Source organism: Bacteroides cellulosilyticus DSM 14838 (genome assembly GCF_000158035.1).
Classification (GTDB): domain Bacteria; phylum Bacteroidota; class Bacteroidia; order Bacteroidales; family Bacteroidaceae; genus Bacteroides; species Bacteroides cellulosilyticus.
This window is the reverse complement of the sequence record NZ_EQ973488.1, coordinates 223,909-242,489: the sequence shown is the minus strand read 5'-3', so window position 1 is coordinate 242,489 and position 18,581 is coordinate 223,909. Positions and strand designations below refer to the sequence as shown.

Here is an 18,581-nt window from a genome sequence, read left to right as displayed (position 1 = left end):
GGCTGTTGTATGAAGTAACTTGTAGTTTATTGTAGACGGGTTTCTACATAATTGTGGAAAAAATACTCAAAATAGAAAAATATTTTTATGCCATTCTGGATGTAAATATTTGATATATAGTGTTATCCTGCTCCGAAACTAACTTTGGCATACGTCTTGCATTATATTATGTGAGAGCTAACAAGAAATGTTTAACTTAAACAATTAGAATTATGAAAAAGTTATTTTTAGCAGTAGCATTGGTAATGGGCTTGGGTACTTCAGTGGCATTTGCTAACAACATGGTATCAGATGTTGAAATCGCAACGATGATCAACGAGTTTAAACCGATTGATGTGAAGGAACTTCCGCAGGCCGTTCAGGATGCCATCAAAGAAAACTACTCGGAAGCCACCATCAAAGAGGCAGCCGTTGAAGTGGCTGAGGATGGAACCAAGACTTACAAGGTAACGTTGGTGGATGCATCCGGTACGGAGAATCCAGTTCTTTTCAATGAAAAAGGAGAGGTTCAGAAGTAATAGGTCTTTATTAATATCATATTAAAAGGGGAGGGGCAGAAATTTGATTTACTCATATCTGCTTCCTCCCTTTTTGCTTTTATTTACTTTTGTGTTTTTTACATCGGTAAATTGGCGATTACGTCTTTTGAACTTACGGGTAATTTATCCTCTTGTCCCATATTTACGAATACTGTGGCGCAGAGTACTGTCCATTGGTCGCCATAAGTCATGGTACTGCTGTGGTTATAACCTAAACAATGTCCATATTCATGGAACATAGCTTGCCGTGCATAGTTGTGCGGATTAGATCCCAGCGGTGTTGCGTCAAAATAGACTCCGGTGTAACAATAGTCTGCCAATCCGTAGGTGGTACCTCCTCCCAGACCACCAACACCTGATACGCGACCTAATACGAGGCCTCCATGACTGCGGATTCTCTGGCGTAATGCATCCAGGTTGATGGCATTTCCTCCGTTGTCCTTCAGTTTGCCTTCGTATTTATTCATTTCTGTGTTAAACTCTTCTGAAGAGAACATGAAAGCCATATTGGTGGCCAATGCTACCCCGTGACGACATAATAATGGATTCATGTGCCGCCAATAAGCGTGTCCGTTGTCGGCTGAATAAGCTGAGAAACGAATGAACCATCGACTGTCTATCTGCTCTATCTTCTTCATGTATGGATCTTCCGTCCGGATAACAAGCGTAACATCGTCACCGGAAAGTTCCGGTTGTGCAGGTATTACTATCTTTCTGCCGCTACTGGTGGTGAATGTTCGGTCAGAGCTTACGACGGGCAACGGGAAAGTGGCTTCCATGAAAGGATAAATCAGATCGAAATGTGCCAATTCAAGGAATTCGGTACTGATTTTATTGAATCGACATAAAATCGTCACATCATGAATAGCAACAGGTGAGAAGAATTTAACCAGTAATTGATGTTCATCCGAGATGGACACTTGCAACGGTGCGTTTACATAAAAGGAACGGTGCTTACTATTATAGAAGATGTCTCGTGGCTCGTTGGCTAAAAACATTGTGTCGGTACGGAAGCGGGAGAAATCTTCTTCACGGATATAAAGCAACCCGTCCAGGCTTTCCGGGTGCCGGTAATCAATGCTGATGTGGGAGATACGACCTGCTTCGATTTTGCAGTTGCTGAAGCGGTATTTGTGTACAAACGATGTACCATCACTGCGGTTTGACTCGATCGTTACGAATCCGGAAAGTGCCTCTTTACTTGGCAATGAGTAAAATGAACGATTTTCCGTGATGTCATAAGATTCAATGCTTTCCGTACCGGAGTATTCACCACTTGCACTGAGACCGGCATATATTCCTTCGGCATCGTCAAATGTGATGTCGATTTTGCGTATAAAGCGCCACATATAATCGGACGAGACGTGCAGGTCTATATCAACTTTGCCTACGCATCTCTCCAATGTCACAGTCTGCGACTCCGCAGTTTGCTCTTTGCCAATGTGTACTTCTATTTTTTTATAGAAATAAACATCATCAAGAGGGGCTTTTGCAACCTGATTCAATAGCCAGATATCTGACAATTGCTCGGGTTCTTTGATAGTCGCATTTGATTCCGGATTCGTGGTGGCTAGGAATACAACCGTATAGTCACCGTATCCCAATCCTTCAATGGTCAGTTTGGAGAAGTCGGCCTCCAGCTTTTGATACAGCGGTTTGAGCATTTCTCCCCGATCATTGGCAATGGCATACCACATGCGGGCGATTTGTTCAGGTTCACCGTTGCGTGTCTGTATGGCAGAAGTGTCATCTTCCTGCAATCCAAGAAGAAATGTTACCTGACCGGGGGCAGGCGGCATGAGCCCGTATTCCTGCTCAAGTTCGCCTGAACAGTTGGTCAGTAGCAATGCCAGAAATAATAGTATGATTTTTGCAATCTTCATAGAATTCCTCCTTTATTTTTTTACACAACGTAAGGATGCAAATGCTTCCATCTGCAATTGTCTCTCGGCAATAGCAGTTGTTTCCTTGCCTTCAAACGGTAACCAGTAAGTCCATGCATAACCACCGGGACAGCCGTTGCGTTCGCTTGTCCATAACACGGCTCTTTTTCCGAAAGACGGATTATTGGTTGTAGACTTGTCACCTTTTCCGCCTGCCAAAGGGATAATAAGGTAACGTCCGGTATCTTCAGAAGTAAATTTCACATAGTGTTGCGTTCCTGTTACACTGGTTGGAGTAGTCAGGGTTCCTTCGCCAACGTGGAGTGTAGCGGTTATTTTTTCTCCGTTTCCTGCTATATAAGTGCCGGGAATTTCCTGATTTTTGGGGAGAAGAGAGTTTAGTTCGCTGCGGGTTGGCACACGGTAACCTTCCGGACAAGGCATATGGGTATCGTTTTGCCAAGGTATGTCGGCTGTTTGATTACCCAGATTGTTTGAGGGGTTATATCCTTGCCAGGGGGTGTACATATACTTCCGTCCATACTGGAACAAACCACCGATACTGCTGACCCAGCCATTACGGTACATCTCTTCAACGGTAGTACCGTCTAAGGGATATACTTGGTCTTCCAGATCCCGGCTGCGTGCATTGAATGCCATCCAAATGCTGCCACCCATTTCAACGGTCTCGATCTGCTTGTCGCTCGGAGCCACACGAATCTCTACATAATCATAAGAGCCGCTTAGCAAAGCATTTTTTAAATGTACCAGAATTGTATAGCCCAGTCGGCCACTACCTTGTGCGGCCACTGATACATTGAATGCTGATACTATGCCTTCTGTCTCTTCAGATACCGACATCTCACTGAGATTCACGCCACTGTCAGTGCCTTCAGTGGCTGATATATCAATTCGGGTGTCGGAAACAAATGCCAGTTTCATGTCACTGACTCCTGTGGCGGGTACCTCTACTATATTATTCTCATAATCCACAGTTACGCCTTCCGGGATTTTGGATTGGGAAGCATTAAGCAGGATACGATGCTCTGTATCAGGTTTCCCGATAATTGTTTCGCCTTCTTCCCAGGGTTTGATTTCGAAGATTCCTTCTACTGTGGCACCTACGTTGAGTACTGATAGTTCGTAAACCTTATTACGCTCTATACTTGGCAATTGCATCTTGAGACTGATGGGAATTTCATTGTATGTACCACGCAGGATAATATTAACAGGACGTTTGCTTTCGAAAATGCGGAAGATTCCCTGTTGTTCTCCACCGAAAGCTGGATCAAATTTTTTTAAGTAACTTACTGTTTTATCTGATGCGGAAGCGTTTTCAATGAACGGATATGTTTCAGCCGGAGCATCCTTTACGATTATTTTCTTTGATTAATGTTTTGCTGTCTGCTGTAGTATTCAGGTCTATACGGGCTACACCGCGTTTCATGCCAACGTTAATTTCCTGATTGCTGCGTGTTTGGGGAGTACTTTCCAATTCAACAATTGCAGCCATAAAGTCAGGAGCTGAATTATTGTGCAGTTCTTCGCCGATGGTCATATTGCGGAATTCTTCTTCGGTAATACCTTCTTCCTGAACCGGAAGTGTCACTCCGGTGAGGAAGTATAGCCGTGATCCACTGAGTGCGGAAATACTGGACTGGCCATTGGATTCGGGGGTTAATTGTTGCGTCTTGTACAAGTTGCCATCGCTGAACTGGAAAACTGACACATCCCGTAATTCCTCAGAAGAATCTGAACCGGAAGTCGTAATTCCTTTCACTACTAATGAATAAGTTTGTTGTTTGCCTTCTCCCTCAAACGATGCGTCATCTGAGCAGGCGCCTAAAAACAACGTTCCCAGCAAGGCGGGAACAATGATTTTTTTGTAAGAGTGATTCATGTTTTTTGTAAAATGTTATATTGAATATTGATAGTTTCTTCGGACCTTTTTCCGAAAGCGGGTGCAAAAATATATAATTTTTCAATATGAGAATTCTTTAGTACCGGGTTTAAGATATTCTTCTTTTTATGAATATCATGTAGAAACATAAAAGTAGTTCGAAGTTTACAACTCGAACTGTGGGAGGGGGAGCAAATATCTATAAAGCGAATGCGGGTACCTTCACAGGCACCCGCATTTGCTTTTATGACTTATTCACTACAAAGCATTATTTTATTCTTTTGTAGCCATATGCTGGAAGTTCGTTTAGTTCTTCTTCGATGCGCAACAGTTGGTTGTACTTAGCCATGCGATCGGAGCGGCTTAACGAACCGGTCTTGATCTGCCCGCTGTTGGTTGCTACGGCGATGTCGGCAATAGTGGCGTCTTCCGTTTCACCGGAGCGGTGGGAAGTAACCGTGGTATAGCCGTGGCGGTGAGCCATTTCGATAGCATCCAGCGTTTCGCTGAGCGAGCCGATCTGGTTGACTTTAATGAGGATAGAATTGGCACAGCCCATAGCAATGCCTTTGGCAAGGAACTCTACGTTTGTTACAAACAAGTCGTCTCCTACCAGCTGGCAACGATCGCCGATACGTTCGGTCAGCTTCTTCCAGCCGTCCCAGTCGTTTTCGCTCATTCCGTCCTCAATAGAGTCAATCGGGTATTTATTAATCAAATATTCCATGTAATCAATCTGCTCATCTGCAGTACGCTTCTTGCCTTTCTCACCTTCGAAGATAGTGTAGTCGTACACTCCATTCTTATAGAATTCAGAGGATGCACAGTCCATACCGATTTTTACATCTTTACCCGGTTCGTAGCCTGCTGCTTTGATAGCTGCCATGATGGAATCCAGTGCATCTTCAGTACCGTCCAATGCAGGGGCAAAACCTCCTTCATCTCCTACGGCAGTGCTCAGACCGCGGTCGTGCAATACTTTCTTCAAGGCGTGGAATACTTCAGTACCCATGCGCAGGCCTTCACGGAAAGAAGGTGCACCTACAGGGCGGATCATGAATTCCTGGAAAGCAATGGGAGCGTCGCTATGTGAACCACCATTGATGATATTCATCATGGGGACAGGCATAACGTAAGTATTTACTCCGCCGATATATCTGTATAAAGGTATGTCGAGGTAATTTGCAGCAGCCTTGGCTACAGCCAAAGAAACGCCCAGAATGGCATTGGCACCCAATTTTGATTTAGTAGGAGTACCGTCCAGTTCCAGCATCTTCTTGTCAATGGCACGTTGTTCCAATGCCGACCAGCCGATGAGGGCCGGAGCGATGATAGTATTTACGTTTTCTACGGCTTTCAAAGTTCCTTTGCCACCGTAGCGTTTCGGATCTTTATCGCGTAATTCCAGTGCTTCATGTTCACCGGTTGAGGCGCCTGATGGTACGGCTGCACGTCCCATAACACCACATTCCAAAACTACGTCCACTTCTACCGTGGGGTTACCGCGTGAATCGAGTATCTCGCGGGCTACAATCTTTTCAATTTTCATAATTATCTTCTTAATTTAAACAATAGTTTTCCAGGGATAATGCACTTTCAATGGCGTCGTCTGTCAGGGAGAAGTCGATCAGGCGTCTCAACTCCTTCAGTTCATCCGGATAGAGGGCGCAATAAAAACCTTTTACCGGCATCCGGAGAAATATCTTGCGGGCGTTCTTCATGTCCTTGTTCAACTCTTGATAATATTCGCCGTCGATAGAGTTGATATATTGGCAGAAATGTTCGAATTCATCTTCCGTGAAGGTGAAGAAAAGATTGCCGAACTCTACATGGTAGGCGTGGCACTTAGTACAAAAGGAGATAAAACCGTTTGTTGTCCGCTTCAGTATTTCTTCCATAAGCTGATTTTTGTTTGCTGCAAAGGTCGCACAAATGAGGCGATGGGGCAATACCTACAAATAGTGAATATCCTTTTCGTGAATACTTATATATTGTTATTTGCAAATTATATCATATTGTCATCTATAACCTCGTATTCTCCCTCCTGTAATCTTTATTACTTTCCTTTTGTAATCTCAAGTCTTTTTGTATCTTTGTTCCCGACCCCAAATCTATTACAAAATGAAAGTACTAACTATCCATGATCTGAAAATTATCAAGAAAAGGGCAGAAGGCACGCTCTTGCTACGCGAAGAAAGCAATGAGACGGTTGCGGCGCAATGCTGTGGGTTGGCATTGGGAACCGAGCATCTGCAAATTCTGATCTGTGGCGGTACAGGTTGCAAGGCATCCGACAGCCACATTATTGCTGAACGTCTTCAGCAAGCACTCGAGAGAAATAATATTGCCGACAAGGTGGACATTATCACTACCGGTTGTTTCGGCTTTTGTGAAAAGGGACCTATCGTAAAGATTATCCCTGATAACACTTTCTATACCCAGGTGGTTCCTGATGATGCCGACGAGATAGTCAGAGAGCATATTATCGGGGGACGGAAGATAGAACGGCTGCTCTACATCGATCCGAAGACGGAGAAGACCGTCAGTGACTCCAAGCACATGGATTTCTATCGGAAGCAGATGCGCATCGCTTTACGTAACTGTGGTTTTATTGATCCCGAAAACATTGAGGAATATATTGCGCTGGATGGTTATATGGCATTGGCAGATAGTCTGCTCCATAAAAAGCCAGAGGAAGTGATTGACGTGATAAAACGTTCCGGACTTCGCGGACGCGGTGGTGGTGGTTTCCCTACCGGACTGAAGTGGGAGTTTGCCAATAAGCAGAAAGCCGACATGAAATATGTGGTGTGTAATGCCGATGAAGGGGATCCCGGTGCTTTTATGGATCGCTCCATCATGGAAGGTGATCCGCACTCCATTGTTGAGGCTATGGCAGTTTGCGGTTATTCCATTGGTTCTCCGAAAGGATTGGTTTATATCCGGGCAGAATATCCGCTGGCCATACAAAGATTGAAAATTGCTATTGCCCAGGCACGTGAATACGGGTTGCTGGGAAAGAATATATTCGGTACGGATTTCAGTTTTGATATTGAGATACGTTACGGAGCGGGAGCATTCGTATGCGGTGAGGAAACTGCGCTTATCCACTCTATGGAAGGAAAGCGCGGTGAACCTACCTTGAAACCTCCTTTCCCTGCCGAAGCCGGTTATCTGGGCAAGCCGACCAATGTGAATAATGTGGAAACGCTTGCCAATATTCCTATTATCTTGACAAAGGGAGCGGAGTGGTTTTCTTCTATCGGTACGGAACGTTCGAAAGGGACTAAAGTATTTGCCCTGGCCGGTAAGATTAACAACGTCGGCTTGATAGAAGTGCCAATGGGTACGACACTGCGTGAGGTGATTTATGAAATTGGCGGTGGCATTAAGGGAGGAAAGAAATTCAAGGCGGTGCAGACGGGCGGACCTTCGGGGGGATGCCTGACAGAAAAGCACCTGGATACACCGATTGACTTTGACAACTTGCTGGCGGAAGGATCGATGATGGGATCCGGTGGTATGATTGTAATGGATGAAGATGATTGCATGGTTTCTGTATCACGTTTCTATCTTGATTTTACGGTGGAAGAATCATGTGGAAAATGTACCCCCTGCCGTATTGGTAACAAGCGTCTGCTGGAAATGCTGAACAAGATAACCGAAGGACGAGGCACGATGAAAGATCTGGATGCACTCTCTACATTGGGAAAGGTGATAAAGGATACCGCCTTGTGCGGGTTGGGACAGACTTCACCCAATCCGGTACTGTCTACGCTCAATAACTTTTATGATGAATACGTAGAGCATGTGAGGGATAAAACCTGCCGGGCGAAGCAGTGCAAAGCATTGCTGACTTATACCATTAATCCGGAACTATGTATCGGTTGCCATCTTTGCTTTAAACATTGTCCGGCGGATGCCATTCTGGGTGATGTGCGCAAACCGCATGTCATCAATCCGGACAAGTGCATTAAGTGCGGCATGTGCATGGCACGCTGTAAATTCAAAGCAATCAATGTCTGCTAAAAACTACTGCTATGGAAGAAAAACAAATAACCCTGCAAATAGACCGCCATTATATTACCGTACCCGAAGGCTCGACTATCCTGGAAGCCGCACGGAAAATCGGTATAGATATACCTACCCTTTGCCATATTGATTTGAAGGGGACTTGCGTTAAGAATAATCCGGCTTCGTGCCGTATCTGTGTCGTGGAGGTGGAAGGACGCCGTAATCTGGCTCCCGCCTGTGCTACCCGTTGTACAGAAGGAATGGTGGTGCGTACCAGTACCCTGCGTGTGATGAATGCCCGTAAGGTGGTGGCTGAACTGATACTTTCGGATCATCCGAATGATTGCCTTACCTGTCCGAAGTGCGGCAACTGTGAGTTGCAGACTTTGGCATTACGTTTTAATATCCGGCGGATGCCTTATAATGGTGGGGAACTTTCGCCTCGTAAGCGTGAAGTCACTTCATCCATTGTGCGGAATATGGATAAGTGTATATTCTGCAGACGTTGCGAGAGTGTATGCAATGAAGTGCAGACGGTAGGCGCCTTGGGAGCCATTCGCCGTGGTTTTAATACTACGATTGCTCCGGCTTTCGATAAGATGATGAGTGATAGTGAATGTACTTATTGCGGACAATGTGTAGCTGTTTGTCCGGTAGGGGCATTGACGGAACGCGATCATACTAACCGCTTGTTGCTGGATCTGGAAAATCCGGATAAGGTAGTTATTGTACAGACAGCTCCGGCCGTTCGTGCGGCTCTGGGAGAAGAATTCGGACTGCCTGCCGGGACGTTAGTAACGGGAAAGATGGTGTACGCTCTTCGCGAATTGGGTTTTGATTATGTATTTGATACAGACTTTGCCGCCGACCTTACCATCATGGAAGAAGGTGCCGAGATATTGAATCGCCTGACGCGTTATATGAATGGGGATAAATCTGTTCGCCTGCCTATCCTGACTTCCTGTTGTCCGGCATGGGTGAATTTCTTTGAACATCATTTCCCCGATATGCTTGATATTCCTTCTACGGCACGCTCGCCACAGCAGATGTTCGGTAGCATTGCCAAGACATTCTGGGCGGAGAAGATGGGTATTCCGCGTGAAAAGCTGGTAGTGGTATCTATTATGCCTTGTTTGGCGAAGAAGTATGAGTGCGACCGCAATGAGTTTAAGACAGATGGCAGTCCGGACGTGGATTATTCTATTTCCACCCGTGAGCTGGCACGACTTATCAGACGTGCTAACGTAGGTTTTACGCTACTGACGGATAAGGAATTTGATCATCCGATGGGAGCTTCAACAGGTGCCGGTGTCATCTTTGGAACGACCGGTGGTGTGATGGAAGCGGCATTGCGTTCGGTTTATGAGATTTATACCGGGCGGACATTGGAGAATGTAAACTTTGAGCAGGTGCGTGGTCTGGCCGGTGTGCGCCGTGCGACGATTGATCTGGATGGTTTTGAACTGAAGGTGGGTATTGCTCATGGTCTGGGTAATGCGCGTCAATTGTTGGAAGATATTCGCCATGGGCGGAATGAGTATCATGTGATTGAGATTATGGCATGCCCGGGTGGCTGTATCGGTGGAGGCGGACAACCGTTGCATCATGGCAACTCGGAGGTGCTGTATGCACGTGCCAATGCACTGTATCGGGAAGATGCACAGAAGCCTTTGCGTAAATCGCACGAGAATCCATACATCAAGACTCTGTATGAGGAATATCTGGGTAAACCGCTGAGTGAGACTGCGGAGCGGTTGCTGCATACGCATTATTTCAATAAGGCGATTGATTAACTTATTAAAACGGAGAAACTATGTCAGATATCAAATTAGCCTGTGACGTTGTCGAACAAGTGCGTGCTATTTGTGACAAGCATGGCAACCAGCCGGGCGAACTTATCAATATACTTCATGAAGCGCAGCATCTGCACGGCTATCTGCCGGAAGAGATGCAGCGCCTGATTGCTGCAAAGCTGAATGTTCCGGTGTCGCGTGTGTATGGCGTGGTAACATTCTATACTTTCTTTACGATGACTCCTAAAGGTAAACATCCTATTTCGGTGTGTATGGGAACGGCGTGCTACGTACGTGGTTCGGAGAAATTACTTGAAGAATTCAAGCGCGTGCTGGGCATCGAAGTCGGAGAAACGACACCGGACGGGAAGTTTTCACTTGATTGTCTGCGTTGCGTAGGAGCGTGCGGACTGGCACCCGTAGTGATGATTGGAGAGAAGGTGTACGGGAGGCTTCAGGCGGTGGATGTAAAGAAAGTGCTGGAGGAACTGGAGTAGCTTCGGTTATAAGGAAGCAGTTGCCGATAGCCTAAGGAAGCAGTTAGCGATAGCCTAAGGAGAGAGTTCATATATCGGGCAGTATAAGCAGTTATACCGCCCGATATTTTTATTTATACCACCCGATATATTTATTTATATCGCTCGGTATAAAAAGATATACCGCTCGGTATAATTTATTATATCAGACGGTATATAAACTCTTCCCTTAGGGAGCCAGGAGGTCTCTCCTTAGTGGGGTGGGAGGTCTTCCCTTAGTACACGATCTTGTTCAGTATGCCGTTGAGGTGGGCAATGGCTACTCCGTAGTTTGTCATGGGTACTTGTTGCGCACGTGCCTGTTCAATGCGACTCAGTACATACTTTCTATTGAACATACAGGCGCCACAGTGGATAATCAAATTGTATGGGGATAAATCTTCTGGAAAATCATTTCCGGAGACAATATCTATCTGCAATCTTTCACCTGTTCGCTTACGCAGCAGGTGGGGGATTTTTACTCTGCCTATATCTTCTGTCAGTGGAGCATGGGTACAGGCCTCGGCTATCAATACGCGGGATTGTTCCGTTAGTCGGTCGATGGCGGATGTACTTTCTACATAATAGTGTATATCTCCCTTGTATCCGGCAAAGAGCACGGAGAAGGAAGTGAGCCGGCTTTCAGCCGTTTTTTGTTCGTATACGGTGTGGAATACTTGCGAATCTGTGATAATTAATTTGGGGGGATTGGTAAGTGCGCATAGTGTATCTTTCAGCTTATCTGTGGTACAACTCATAACCAGGCATTTCTTGTCCAGAAGTTCGCGGATTGTCTGTACTTGGGGAAGGATAAGTCGTCCTTTAGGTGCCTGAAGGTCCTGGGGCATGACTAACACTACTACATCACCTTCCGCTACGAGGCTCCCGGTGATGGTTTGTTCTCCGAAATCGGCAGGTAACTTTTCCAGAATGGCGCGGTGGATGGCTTCGATACCTGTGCCGTCTTTGGCACTGACGATGATGGGAGGCTGTCCGCAACTTGCTTTTATCTGTTCTGCCAGTTCTGTCGTATTGGGGCGTGCGTCAGCTTTGTTCAGAAGCAATATGACAGGGATGCCTCGTTCTTTCAATCGTTGAAGCCATTCCTGTTCCTGTGCGTCTCCGGTTTCACAGAGTAACAGGGCGATGTCGGTTTTTCCAATTATTTTCAAGGTGCGTTCTACGCGCATTTCTCCCAGCTCGCCTTCGTCATCGAAGCCCGGAGTGTCAATAAGAAGGCATGGACCGAGTGGATGAATTTCCATTGCTTTTGTCACAGGATCAGTAGTAGTGCCGGGAGTGGGGGAGACTATAACGGTATCTTGCCCTGTCAAGGCATTGACAAGACTGGATTTTCCACTGTTTCGCCGTCCGAAGAGGGCGATGTGTAGGCGGTTGGCATTAGGAGTCTGATTCATTAGTCTCAATATTAAGGGGTTAATAAATGGGGATTTGATCATTTTAGGCGCGGATTACGCGGATTTCACGGATTAAAGGCTGCGCTATAAAAAATCCGCGTTCATCCGCGTAATCCGTGCCTAAAATCTGAAATCTCTTTTCCCTTCCTCTATCTCATGCAGGTTTCGCAGAGCTATTTCCCGGATTTTCGGATTCGGGATGCGTTCCATCTCTTCATGAATGAGGCGGATACCTTTCTCCCGGGTTTCGGGTGAAGCGTAATCTTCCAGATATTCTTTCAGAGTCATCAAGGCATTGGGCTGACAGCAATTTGCTATCTGTCCCCGCTTGACAAGAGACATGAAACGGTCACCTGTCCGCCCTTCACGATAACAAGCCGTACAGAAACTGGGGATATGTCCCAGATCGAGCAACCAGTTTACAACTTCATCCAGTGTGCGGCGGTCGCTGATATCGAATTGGGCCGAGTTCTCTTCTTTCGTTTCCGGTACGGCATATCCGCCTACGCTGGTACGTGAGCCGCCACTGATTTGTGAAATACCTAATTCCAATACCTTACGTCGTACAGCTTCCGATTCACGGGTAGAAATGATCATTCCGGTGTAAGGCACTGCAATGCGGATTACCGCAACGAGGCGGCAGAACATTTCATCAGAAATGGCATTGGGGAAATCTTTTGTTTCAATATCATCCGCTGGGCAGATACGGGGTACACTGATTGTATGCGGTCCGACACCGAATGCCGCTTCCAGATGTTCGGCATGCATCAATAATCCTACGAAATCGTATCGATAGGTATTCAACCCGAATAATACACCTATACCTACATCGTCGATACCACCTTCCATGGCACGGTCCATAGCTTCGGTGTGATAGGAATACTTGCTTTTAGGGCCTGTGGGGTGCAGGGTCTCGTAATTCTCCTTGTGATAGGTTTCCTGGAAAAGAATGTAAGTACCGATACCTGCATCTCTCAGCCGACGATAGTTCTCTACCGTTGTAGCGGCAATATTCACGTTTACCCGCCGGATAGCACCATTCTTATGATGAATACCATAGATGGTCTGAATAGATTCCAGGATATAATCGATGGGGTTGCGTAGCGGGTCTTCGCCGGCTTCCAGTGCCAGACGTTTGTGTCCCATATCCTGCAAGGCAACCACTTCCCGGCGTATTTCTTCCTGTGATAATTTCTTGCGGGCGATAGTGCGGTTCTTTGCATGATAGGGGCAGTAAACGCATCCGTTCACACAATAATTGGAAAGGTATAGCGGGGCGAACATTACGATGCGGTTGCCATATAGTTTTTGCTTAATTTCTCGTGCCAGATGGAAGATACGTTCCGTCAGGTCGGGCTGGTCGCATTCTAACAGTAGAGCGGCTTCACGATGGGACAAACCTTTGCATGAGGCTGCCTTTTCGAGCAGACTCTCAATGAGGGCACGGTTATTTTTATTAGTACGGGCATAGTCCAGCGTATCCAGTATCTCCTGGTGATCGATGAACTCTTCTGCCTGCTTTGAACTTACATTATACACGTTTTTTAGTGATTAGGGGTGAGTGATTAGTGATTAGTAGTCTCCTCTTTCTTTCGATATCCGGTATCCGATAACCGTCAGTTTTTCTTCTAATTGTTGTAAGCCTTCTGCAGCTTCGGCTCCCAAAGAGGCTTTGTTATCATAAAGTGAGTATTTGTTCCGTTGTTCCGGGGGAGAAAGGTTTGGCATTACTACGTTGGCTCCTGCCAGTATTCCGCGTTCTCGTCCATCCGGTGCAAGCGTTGCTAATGCTGTGGTAGAGGGTAATAACACCTTCGGATGCATTAACCGGAAGATGGAAAGAAGTTTCAGAGTCATCTCTATGCTTCCCGGCGGGCATGCTGCAAACGGAGTATCGTGGTGCGGAATAAAAGGACCGATTCCTATCATTTCAGGATGAAATTGCTCTATAAAAAGGAGGTCTTCCACCAGATGATCGGTGTTTTGTCCCGGACTGCCTACCATAATACCTGTTCCTGTCTGATATCCTATTTCTTTCAGCCATGCCAAACATTGCAAGCGTTGTCTGATAGACATCTTATCGGGGTGCAGATGATGGTAATGCTCTTCATTATGCGTTTCGTGGCGAAGCAAATATCGATTGGCACCCGCCCGGAAGAAATGCTCGTAAGTCTCACGGGACTTTTCGCCTAATGATAGTGTGATGGCGCAATCCGGAAACTCACGATGTATAGCAGTAACAGTTTCAAGGATAAAATCATCTTTTACAGAGGATGTTTCACCACCTTGCAAGACGAAAGTCCGGAAACCGAGGGGTATATCCTTCACGACAACATTCCAGAATATCCTCCCGTGTCAACTCATAACGGAGAACAGATTGATTTCCTTTCCGTATACCGCAATAATAGCAATTGTTACGGCAATGGTTGGTAATCTCAATCAGCCCACGAATAAATACCCGATTGCCAAACTGCTCAAGTGACACCTCCCGTGCCTGCTCCTGCAGATACTTTAAAGTATCAGCGTCTTGGCAAAGGAGTAGTGCTTTGTATTCTTCAGCACTTAATCGGTGTTCCTGGCGAAGTTTGTCAATCAGGGGAATTATCATATTCACTTTAAAGCTTGGAAGCTTCAATTAATAGGTTTTTTCCTGTTTAGCTAATTCTTGTACAAACTGACGTTTACCTGCGGCAATCTCATTGTGCGTACAAGGTCCGGTGATACAGCCACCTTCACATGCCATCACTTCTATAAATTGCCCCGGTGCTTTGCCTGATTTGGCATATGCCCGCAATGAACCGATGGTTTTCTTATCCAGATTAGCTACTTGGATGGCATTGATTTTGTCAGCTTCTTCTTTCAGATAGGCTTTTACTGCTCCCATTACGCCACCAGCCTGAGCAAATCCATGTGCCTCGCGCACGGATGCGAACGACATGGCATAAGGTTGCGATTGCTCCAACTGAATATTCAGTCCGTCCAATACAGATGCCACTTCTTCGAAAGTCATAACAAAATCTACAGCTTCATCACGCTGGGCTTCTTTACGTTTGGCTACACACGGGCCGATAAAAACGACTTTAGCATCCGGATGTTTCTCTTTGGCAATGCGTGCTGCATAATACATCGGTGAACCTGTGCCTGAAACATAAGGTTTCATGCCCGGAATATGTTTATTTACAAGTTCTATGTAGGAAGGGCAACAGGAAGTAGTCATAAACTTCTGTCCTTCTTCCAACTTCTCTATCAATTCATGTGCTTCGTTGCTGACCGTATCCATAGCTCCCTGAGCCACTTCGATGACATCAGTGAATCCTACAGCTTTGAGTGCGCCATATACCTGTTCAATAGTAGTCTTGAATTGTCCCAGGATAGACGGTGCCACAATGGCCACTATTTTTTCTCCTTTGCGTATCTTGTGCAGGATATCGAATACCTGTGACACTTCGAAAATTGCTCCGAACGGACAAGCGTTGAGACACTTTCCGCAATAGATACATTTGCTTTCGTCGATGTGTTCGATACCTTTCTTATCCTTGCTGATAGCTTTTACCGGACAAGCCTCTTCGCAAGGTACTGGGATATAGACAATGGCATGATAGGGGCAGCTCTTGTGGCAAATACCACAACTGATGCATTCATCATGGTCTATCCACGCCTGTCCGCTTTCCTTTACATGGACAGCTTTCTTCGGACAGTTGGTCTGGCAGCTACGGGCGGTACATCCGCGGCAAAGGTTGGTGATTTCGTAATTGATTTGTACGCAGGCGGAACATGCTTCATCAATCACACACATGATGTTATCTTTCGGCGTTCCGTTTTCTGCACGGTCCAGTGCATGTGCTGCATACTCTGATAATGGGGTTAATTCATCTTTTTCATCTTCCATATCCAGTCCCAGCAACGGCAGTGATTTGTATTTCCACACGGCGCGTTCTTTATGTACGCAGCAGCGTCCTGCATGCTTGGACCTTCTCGGACTCAATTCAATGGGAAGACGGTCTATTTTTTCTACAAGTTCGTTATCCCTCCACAGTTTTACCAGCTCTGTCAGCAATCTGTGGCGGACAATCATAATGTTGTTGGTAAATGCCATAATATTTATTCTCGGATTAGTTAGTCGGTAATTACGGTGCAAAGATAATGAAAAGTTATAGTTTCTATGAACCTTTCTACCCTCAATATGCTTATCTTTGTATCAGAATAAAAAAACGAAATTGACGATGAAAGACTTTATTTACTATGCACCCACACAGGTTGTGTTTGGAGCATTATCGGAAGATAAAACTGGGAAATTGGTGAAGCAATATGGCGGCGCTAAAGTCCTGGTACATTATGGCGGACAGAGTGCGGAGCGTTCCGGTTTGCTGGATAAAATATGCCGGGCATTGGAGGCGGAAGGTATTGCTTACGTAAAACTGGGTGGGGTGGTTCCTAATCCACGTTTGTCGAAAGTACACGAGGGTATTGAATTGTGTCGGAAAGAAAAGGTTGATTTCATTCTTGCCGTAGGTGGCGGTAGTGTGATTGATTCTGCGAAGGCGATTGCTTTCGGTGTACCTTATGAGGGTGAAGTCTGGGATTTTTATATGGGACGAGCCCATGCGGAAGCTTGTCTGCCGGTTGCTACCGTGCTGACAATTCCTGCTGCGGGGAGTGAAATGAGTAACAGTACCGTGATAACCAATGAGGACGGTGATTTGAAAAAAGGTTATTCCAATAATCTGTGCCGTTGCAAATTTGCTGTGATGAATCCGGAACGGACTTATACATTGCCCAACTATCAGACAGCTTGTGGTGTAACGGACATTATGATGCATACCATGGAACGTTATTTCTCTCATGATGACGATATGACAGTGACTGATGCCATTGCTGAAAGTATTCTCCGTACGGTAAAAGATAGTGTTTTTGAAGTACTGAAAGAACCGGAGAATTATGTACATCGTGCCCAAATTATGTGGGCAGGTAGCTTGGCACACAATGATTTGACGGGATGTGGAACAACTGGTGACTGGGCAACACACCAGCTTGAACATGAACTGAGTGCACTATTCGATGTAGCACATGGTGCAGGTCTGGCAGCTCTTTGGGGAAGCTGGGCACGGTATGTCTACAAAGAAAATGTAACCCGTTTCGCTCAGTTTGCCGTGAATGTGATGGGTGTAACAAATGATTTCAAATCACCCGAACATACCGCTTTGGCAGGCATTGAAGCCATGGAAGATTTCTATCGCGCAATTGGAATGCCGGTTAGTATTTGCGAGTTGATAGGACGGCAGGCCACTGACGAAGAAATCAAACTCATGGCAGATAAATGCAGTTCCGGTGGTAGTACAACAACCGGAAATTTGAAGGTTTTACATCGCGATGATATGAAAAATATCTATCGCATGGCAAATAGATAACGGATTTTTTATTGTTTTTCTGACAAATACTTGTTATCTTTAGGGGCATATATCAATTGGGGGGTAGTAAAAAAGTCCTGACCCACAGGCAAAGAATATGAGAATACATTTTGAAATTAGAGAAAAACTACCTGAAATTATCGAAGAGATCCTGAATTGTGAGAGATGGACAACTTTAGTAAAAGAGGATATTTCAGGCAGAAAGTTGGTTGTCATCCGTGATCCGAATTACAATTCGGAGGCGACAGTAGAAATCTATGCCCGCGAGATTACCATCAAGACGGCATGGTCAAACTACACGTATCGCTTGTTTGTTTTGGGTGATAATGTTTGGTGTGAGTACAATGGTGCTTATCGCGGACTGTTGGAACAAAATCTATTGCCTACCATCACTCCCAGGGAAGGTTTGTTGGAATCTGAGGTATTGGATAGCTCTTTGTACGGGAGTGAAAAGAGGAAACTCAGAGAGTATGCTGAAGACAATTTGAAACTGAAAAAATTCCGACGAGAGAACTTTAATGAAGATCGTACAGGTGTGGCTCATTTTGACCATCCCAAGAGGGTATATGACGAATTCATTAAAGAAGATTACGTGGTCCCATCTTCCGACGAATAGCGAGGTAGGAAGATGATCATCAGTGCCAGTCGCAGGACGGATATACCTGCTTTTTATTCGGAGTGGTTTCTCAACCGGATAAAAGAAAGGTATGTTTTGGTACCTAATCCGTATAATCCTAATATGATCAGCAGGGTCAACCTGGACCCTGCTGTCATTGATTGCATTGTCTTTTGGACGAAGAATCCTGCACCGATGATTGATAAACTGGACAGATTGCAGGACTATAAATACTATTTCCAGTTTACACTGAATCCGTACGGAACGGAACTTGAAAGTAAACTGCCACCACTTCAAAAGCGTATAGATACATTCAAACGCCTTTCTGATAAGATAGGAAGGGAGAAAGTGGTGTGGCGATATGATCCTATTCTTACGAATGAACAATACACAGTTGCTTTTCATCAAGACAAATTTGTTGAAATGGCATTTGCTTTGCATGACTATACTGAAAAGTGTATGCTGGGTTTTATTGATCATTATCCGCATGTGCGT

The 18,581-nt window shown here is 45.5% G+C and carries 13 protein-coding genes and 2 pseudogenes; 7 read left to right on the top strand and 8 right to left on the bottom strand.

Annotation, left to right across the window (positions count from 1 at the left end):
- Nucleotides 1–212 precede the first annotated feature (212 nt).
- Entirely contained in the window at nucleotides 213–518 is a 306-nt protein-coding gene (locus tag BACCELL_RS02390; protein ID WP_007209918.1) for a hypothetical protein, read from the top strand.
- Nucleotides 519–616: 98 nt separating this feature from the next.
- Here the strand turns inward: BACCELL_RS02390 and BACCELL_RS02385 are convergent, their stop codons facing one another.
- The 4 genes and pseudogenes from BACCELL_RS02385 to BACCELL_RS02370 all read right to left on the bottom strand — a co-directional run bounded on the left by BACCELL_RS02385 (nucleotide 617) and on the right by BACCELL_RS02370 (nucleotide 6,220).
- Entirely contained in the window at nucleotides 617–2,422 is a 1,806-nt protein-coding gene (locus BACCELL_RS02385; RefSeq protein ID WP_007209917.1) for a hypothetical protein, read from the bottom strand.
- A 12-nt stretch (nucleotides 2,423–2,434) separates the two neighbouring features.
- Nucleotides 2,435–4,322 (bottom strand): annotated as a pseudogene (locus BACCELL_RS27655) (FISUMP domain-containing protein).
- A gap of 268 nt (nucleotides 4,323–4,590) precedes the next feature.
- Complete coding sequence (eno, locus tag BACCELL_RS02375) at nucleotides 4,591–5,871, bottom strand: phosphopyruvate hydratase (RefSeq protein ID WP_007209913.1); 1,281 nt, start codon at nucleotides 5,869–5,871, stop codon at nucleotides 4,591–4,593.
- A gap of 10 nt (nucleotides 5,872–5,881) precedes the next feature.
- Entirely contained in the window at nucleotides 5,882–6,220 is a 339-nt protein-coding gene (locus tag BACCELL_RS02370; RefSeq protein WP_007209912.1) for a DUF6686 family protein, read from the bottom strand.
- Between the two features lie 223 nt (nucleotides 6,221–6,443).
- On the opposite strand from BACCELL_RS02370, the gene nuoF reads away from it, so the two are divergent.
- Genes nuoF through BACCELL_RS02355 form a run of 3 tightly spaced genes read left to right on the top strand, consistent with a single transcriptional unit; the run spans nucleotide 6,444 to nucleotide 10,626 of the window.
- Nucleotides 6,444–8,351, top strand: a complete 1,908-nt coding sequence (gene nuoF / locus BACCELL_RS02365) for an NADH-quinone oxidoreductase subunit NuoF (RefSeq protein WP_007209910.1) — start codon at nucleotides 6,444–6,446, stop codon at nucleotides 8,349–8,351.
- An 11-nt stretch (nucleotides 8,352–8,362) separates the two neighbouring features.
- Entirely contained in the window at nucleotides 8,363–10,129 is a 1,767-nt protein-coding gene (locus tag BACCELL_RS02360) for an NADH-dependent [FeFe] hydrogenase, group A6 (protein WP_007209909.1), read from the top strand.
- Between the two features lie 20 nt (nucleotides 10,130–10,149).
- On the top strand, nucleotides 10,150–10,626 hold the full coding sequence (locus BACCELL_RS02355; RefSeq protein ID WP_007209908.1) for an NADH-quinone oxidoreductase subunit NuoE family protein: 477 nt from the start codon (nucleotides 10,150–10,152) through the stop codon (nucleotides 10,624–10,626).
- Nucleotides 10,627–10,880: 254 nt separating this feature from the next.
- Here the strand turns inward: BACCELL_RS02355 and hydF are convergent, their stop codons facing one another.
- The 4 genes and pseudogenes from hydF to BACCELL_RS02335 form a co-directional block, all read right to left on the bottom strand.
- Nucleotides 10,881–12,062: a [FeFe] hydrogenase H-cluster maturation GTPase HydF gene (gene hydF / locus BACCELL_RS02350; RefSeq protein WP_044153183.1), complete on the bottom strand. Its 1,182-nt coding sequence runs from the start codon at nucleotides 12,060–12,062 to the stop codon at nucleotides 10,881–10,883.
- A gap of 120 nt (nucleotides 12,063–12,182) precedes the next feature.
- Nucleotides 12,183–13,601, bottom strand: a complete 1,419-nt coding sequence (hydG, locus tag BACCELL_RS02345; protein WP_007209906.1) for a [FeFe] hydrogenase H-cluster radical SAM maturase HydG — start codon at nucleotides 13,599–13,601, stop codon at nucleotides 12,183–12,185.
- 33 nt (nucleotides 13,602–13,634) lie between these two features.
- Nucleotides 13,635–14,670: pseudogene (hydE, locus tag BACCELL_RS02340) on the bottom strand ([FeFe] hydrogenase H-cluster radical SAM maturase HydE).
- Between the two features lie 27 nt (nucleotides 14,671–14,697).
- Nucleotides 14,698–16,158 carry a monomeric [FeFe] hydrogenase gene (locus BACCELL_RS02335; RefSeq protein ID WP_007209903.1) on the bottom strand — a complete coding sequence of 487 codons (1,461 nt, stop codon included), beginning with the start codon at nucleotides 16,156–16,158 and terminating at the stop codon, nucleotides 14,698–14,700.
- A 127-nt stretch (nucleotides 16,159–16,285) separates the two neighbouring features.
- Here BACCELL_RS02335 and BACCELL_RS02330 point away from each other — a divergent pair, with 127 nt between their 5' ends.
- The 3 genes from BACCELL_RS02330 to BACCELL_RS02320 all read left to right on the top strand — a co-directional run.
- Complete coding sequence (locus tag BACCELL_RS02330) at nucleotides 16,286–17,470, top strand: iron-containing alcohol dehydrogenase (RefSeq protein WP_007209902.1); 1,185 nt, start codon at nucleotides 16,286–16,288, stop codon at nucleotides 17,468–17,470.
- Nucleotides 17,471–17,567: 97 nt separating this feature from the next.
- On the top strand, nucleotides 17,568–18,086 hold the full coding sequence (locus tag BACCELL_RS02325) for a hypothetical protein (RefSeq protein WP_007209901.1): 519 nt from the start codon (nucleotides 17,568–17,570) through the stop codon (nucleotides 18,084–18,086).
- A 12-nt stretch (nucleotides 18,087–18,098) separates the two neighbouring features.
- Nucleotides 18,099–18,581 (top strand): DUF1848 domain-containing protein (locus tag BACCELL_RS02320; protein WP_007209900.1); only part of this gene is annotated, 483 nt, incomplete at its 3' end.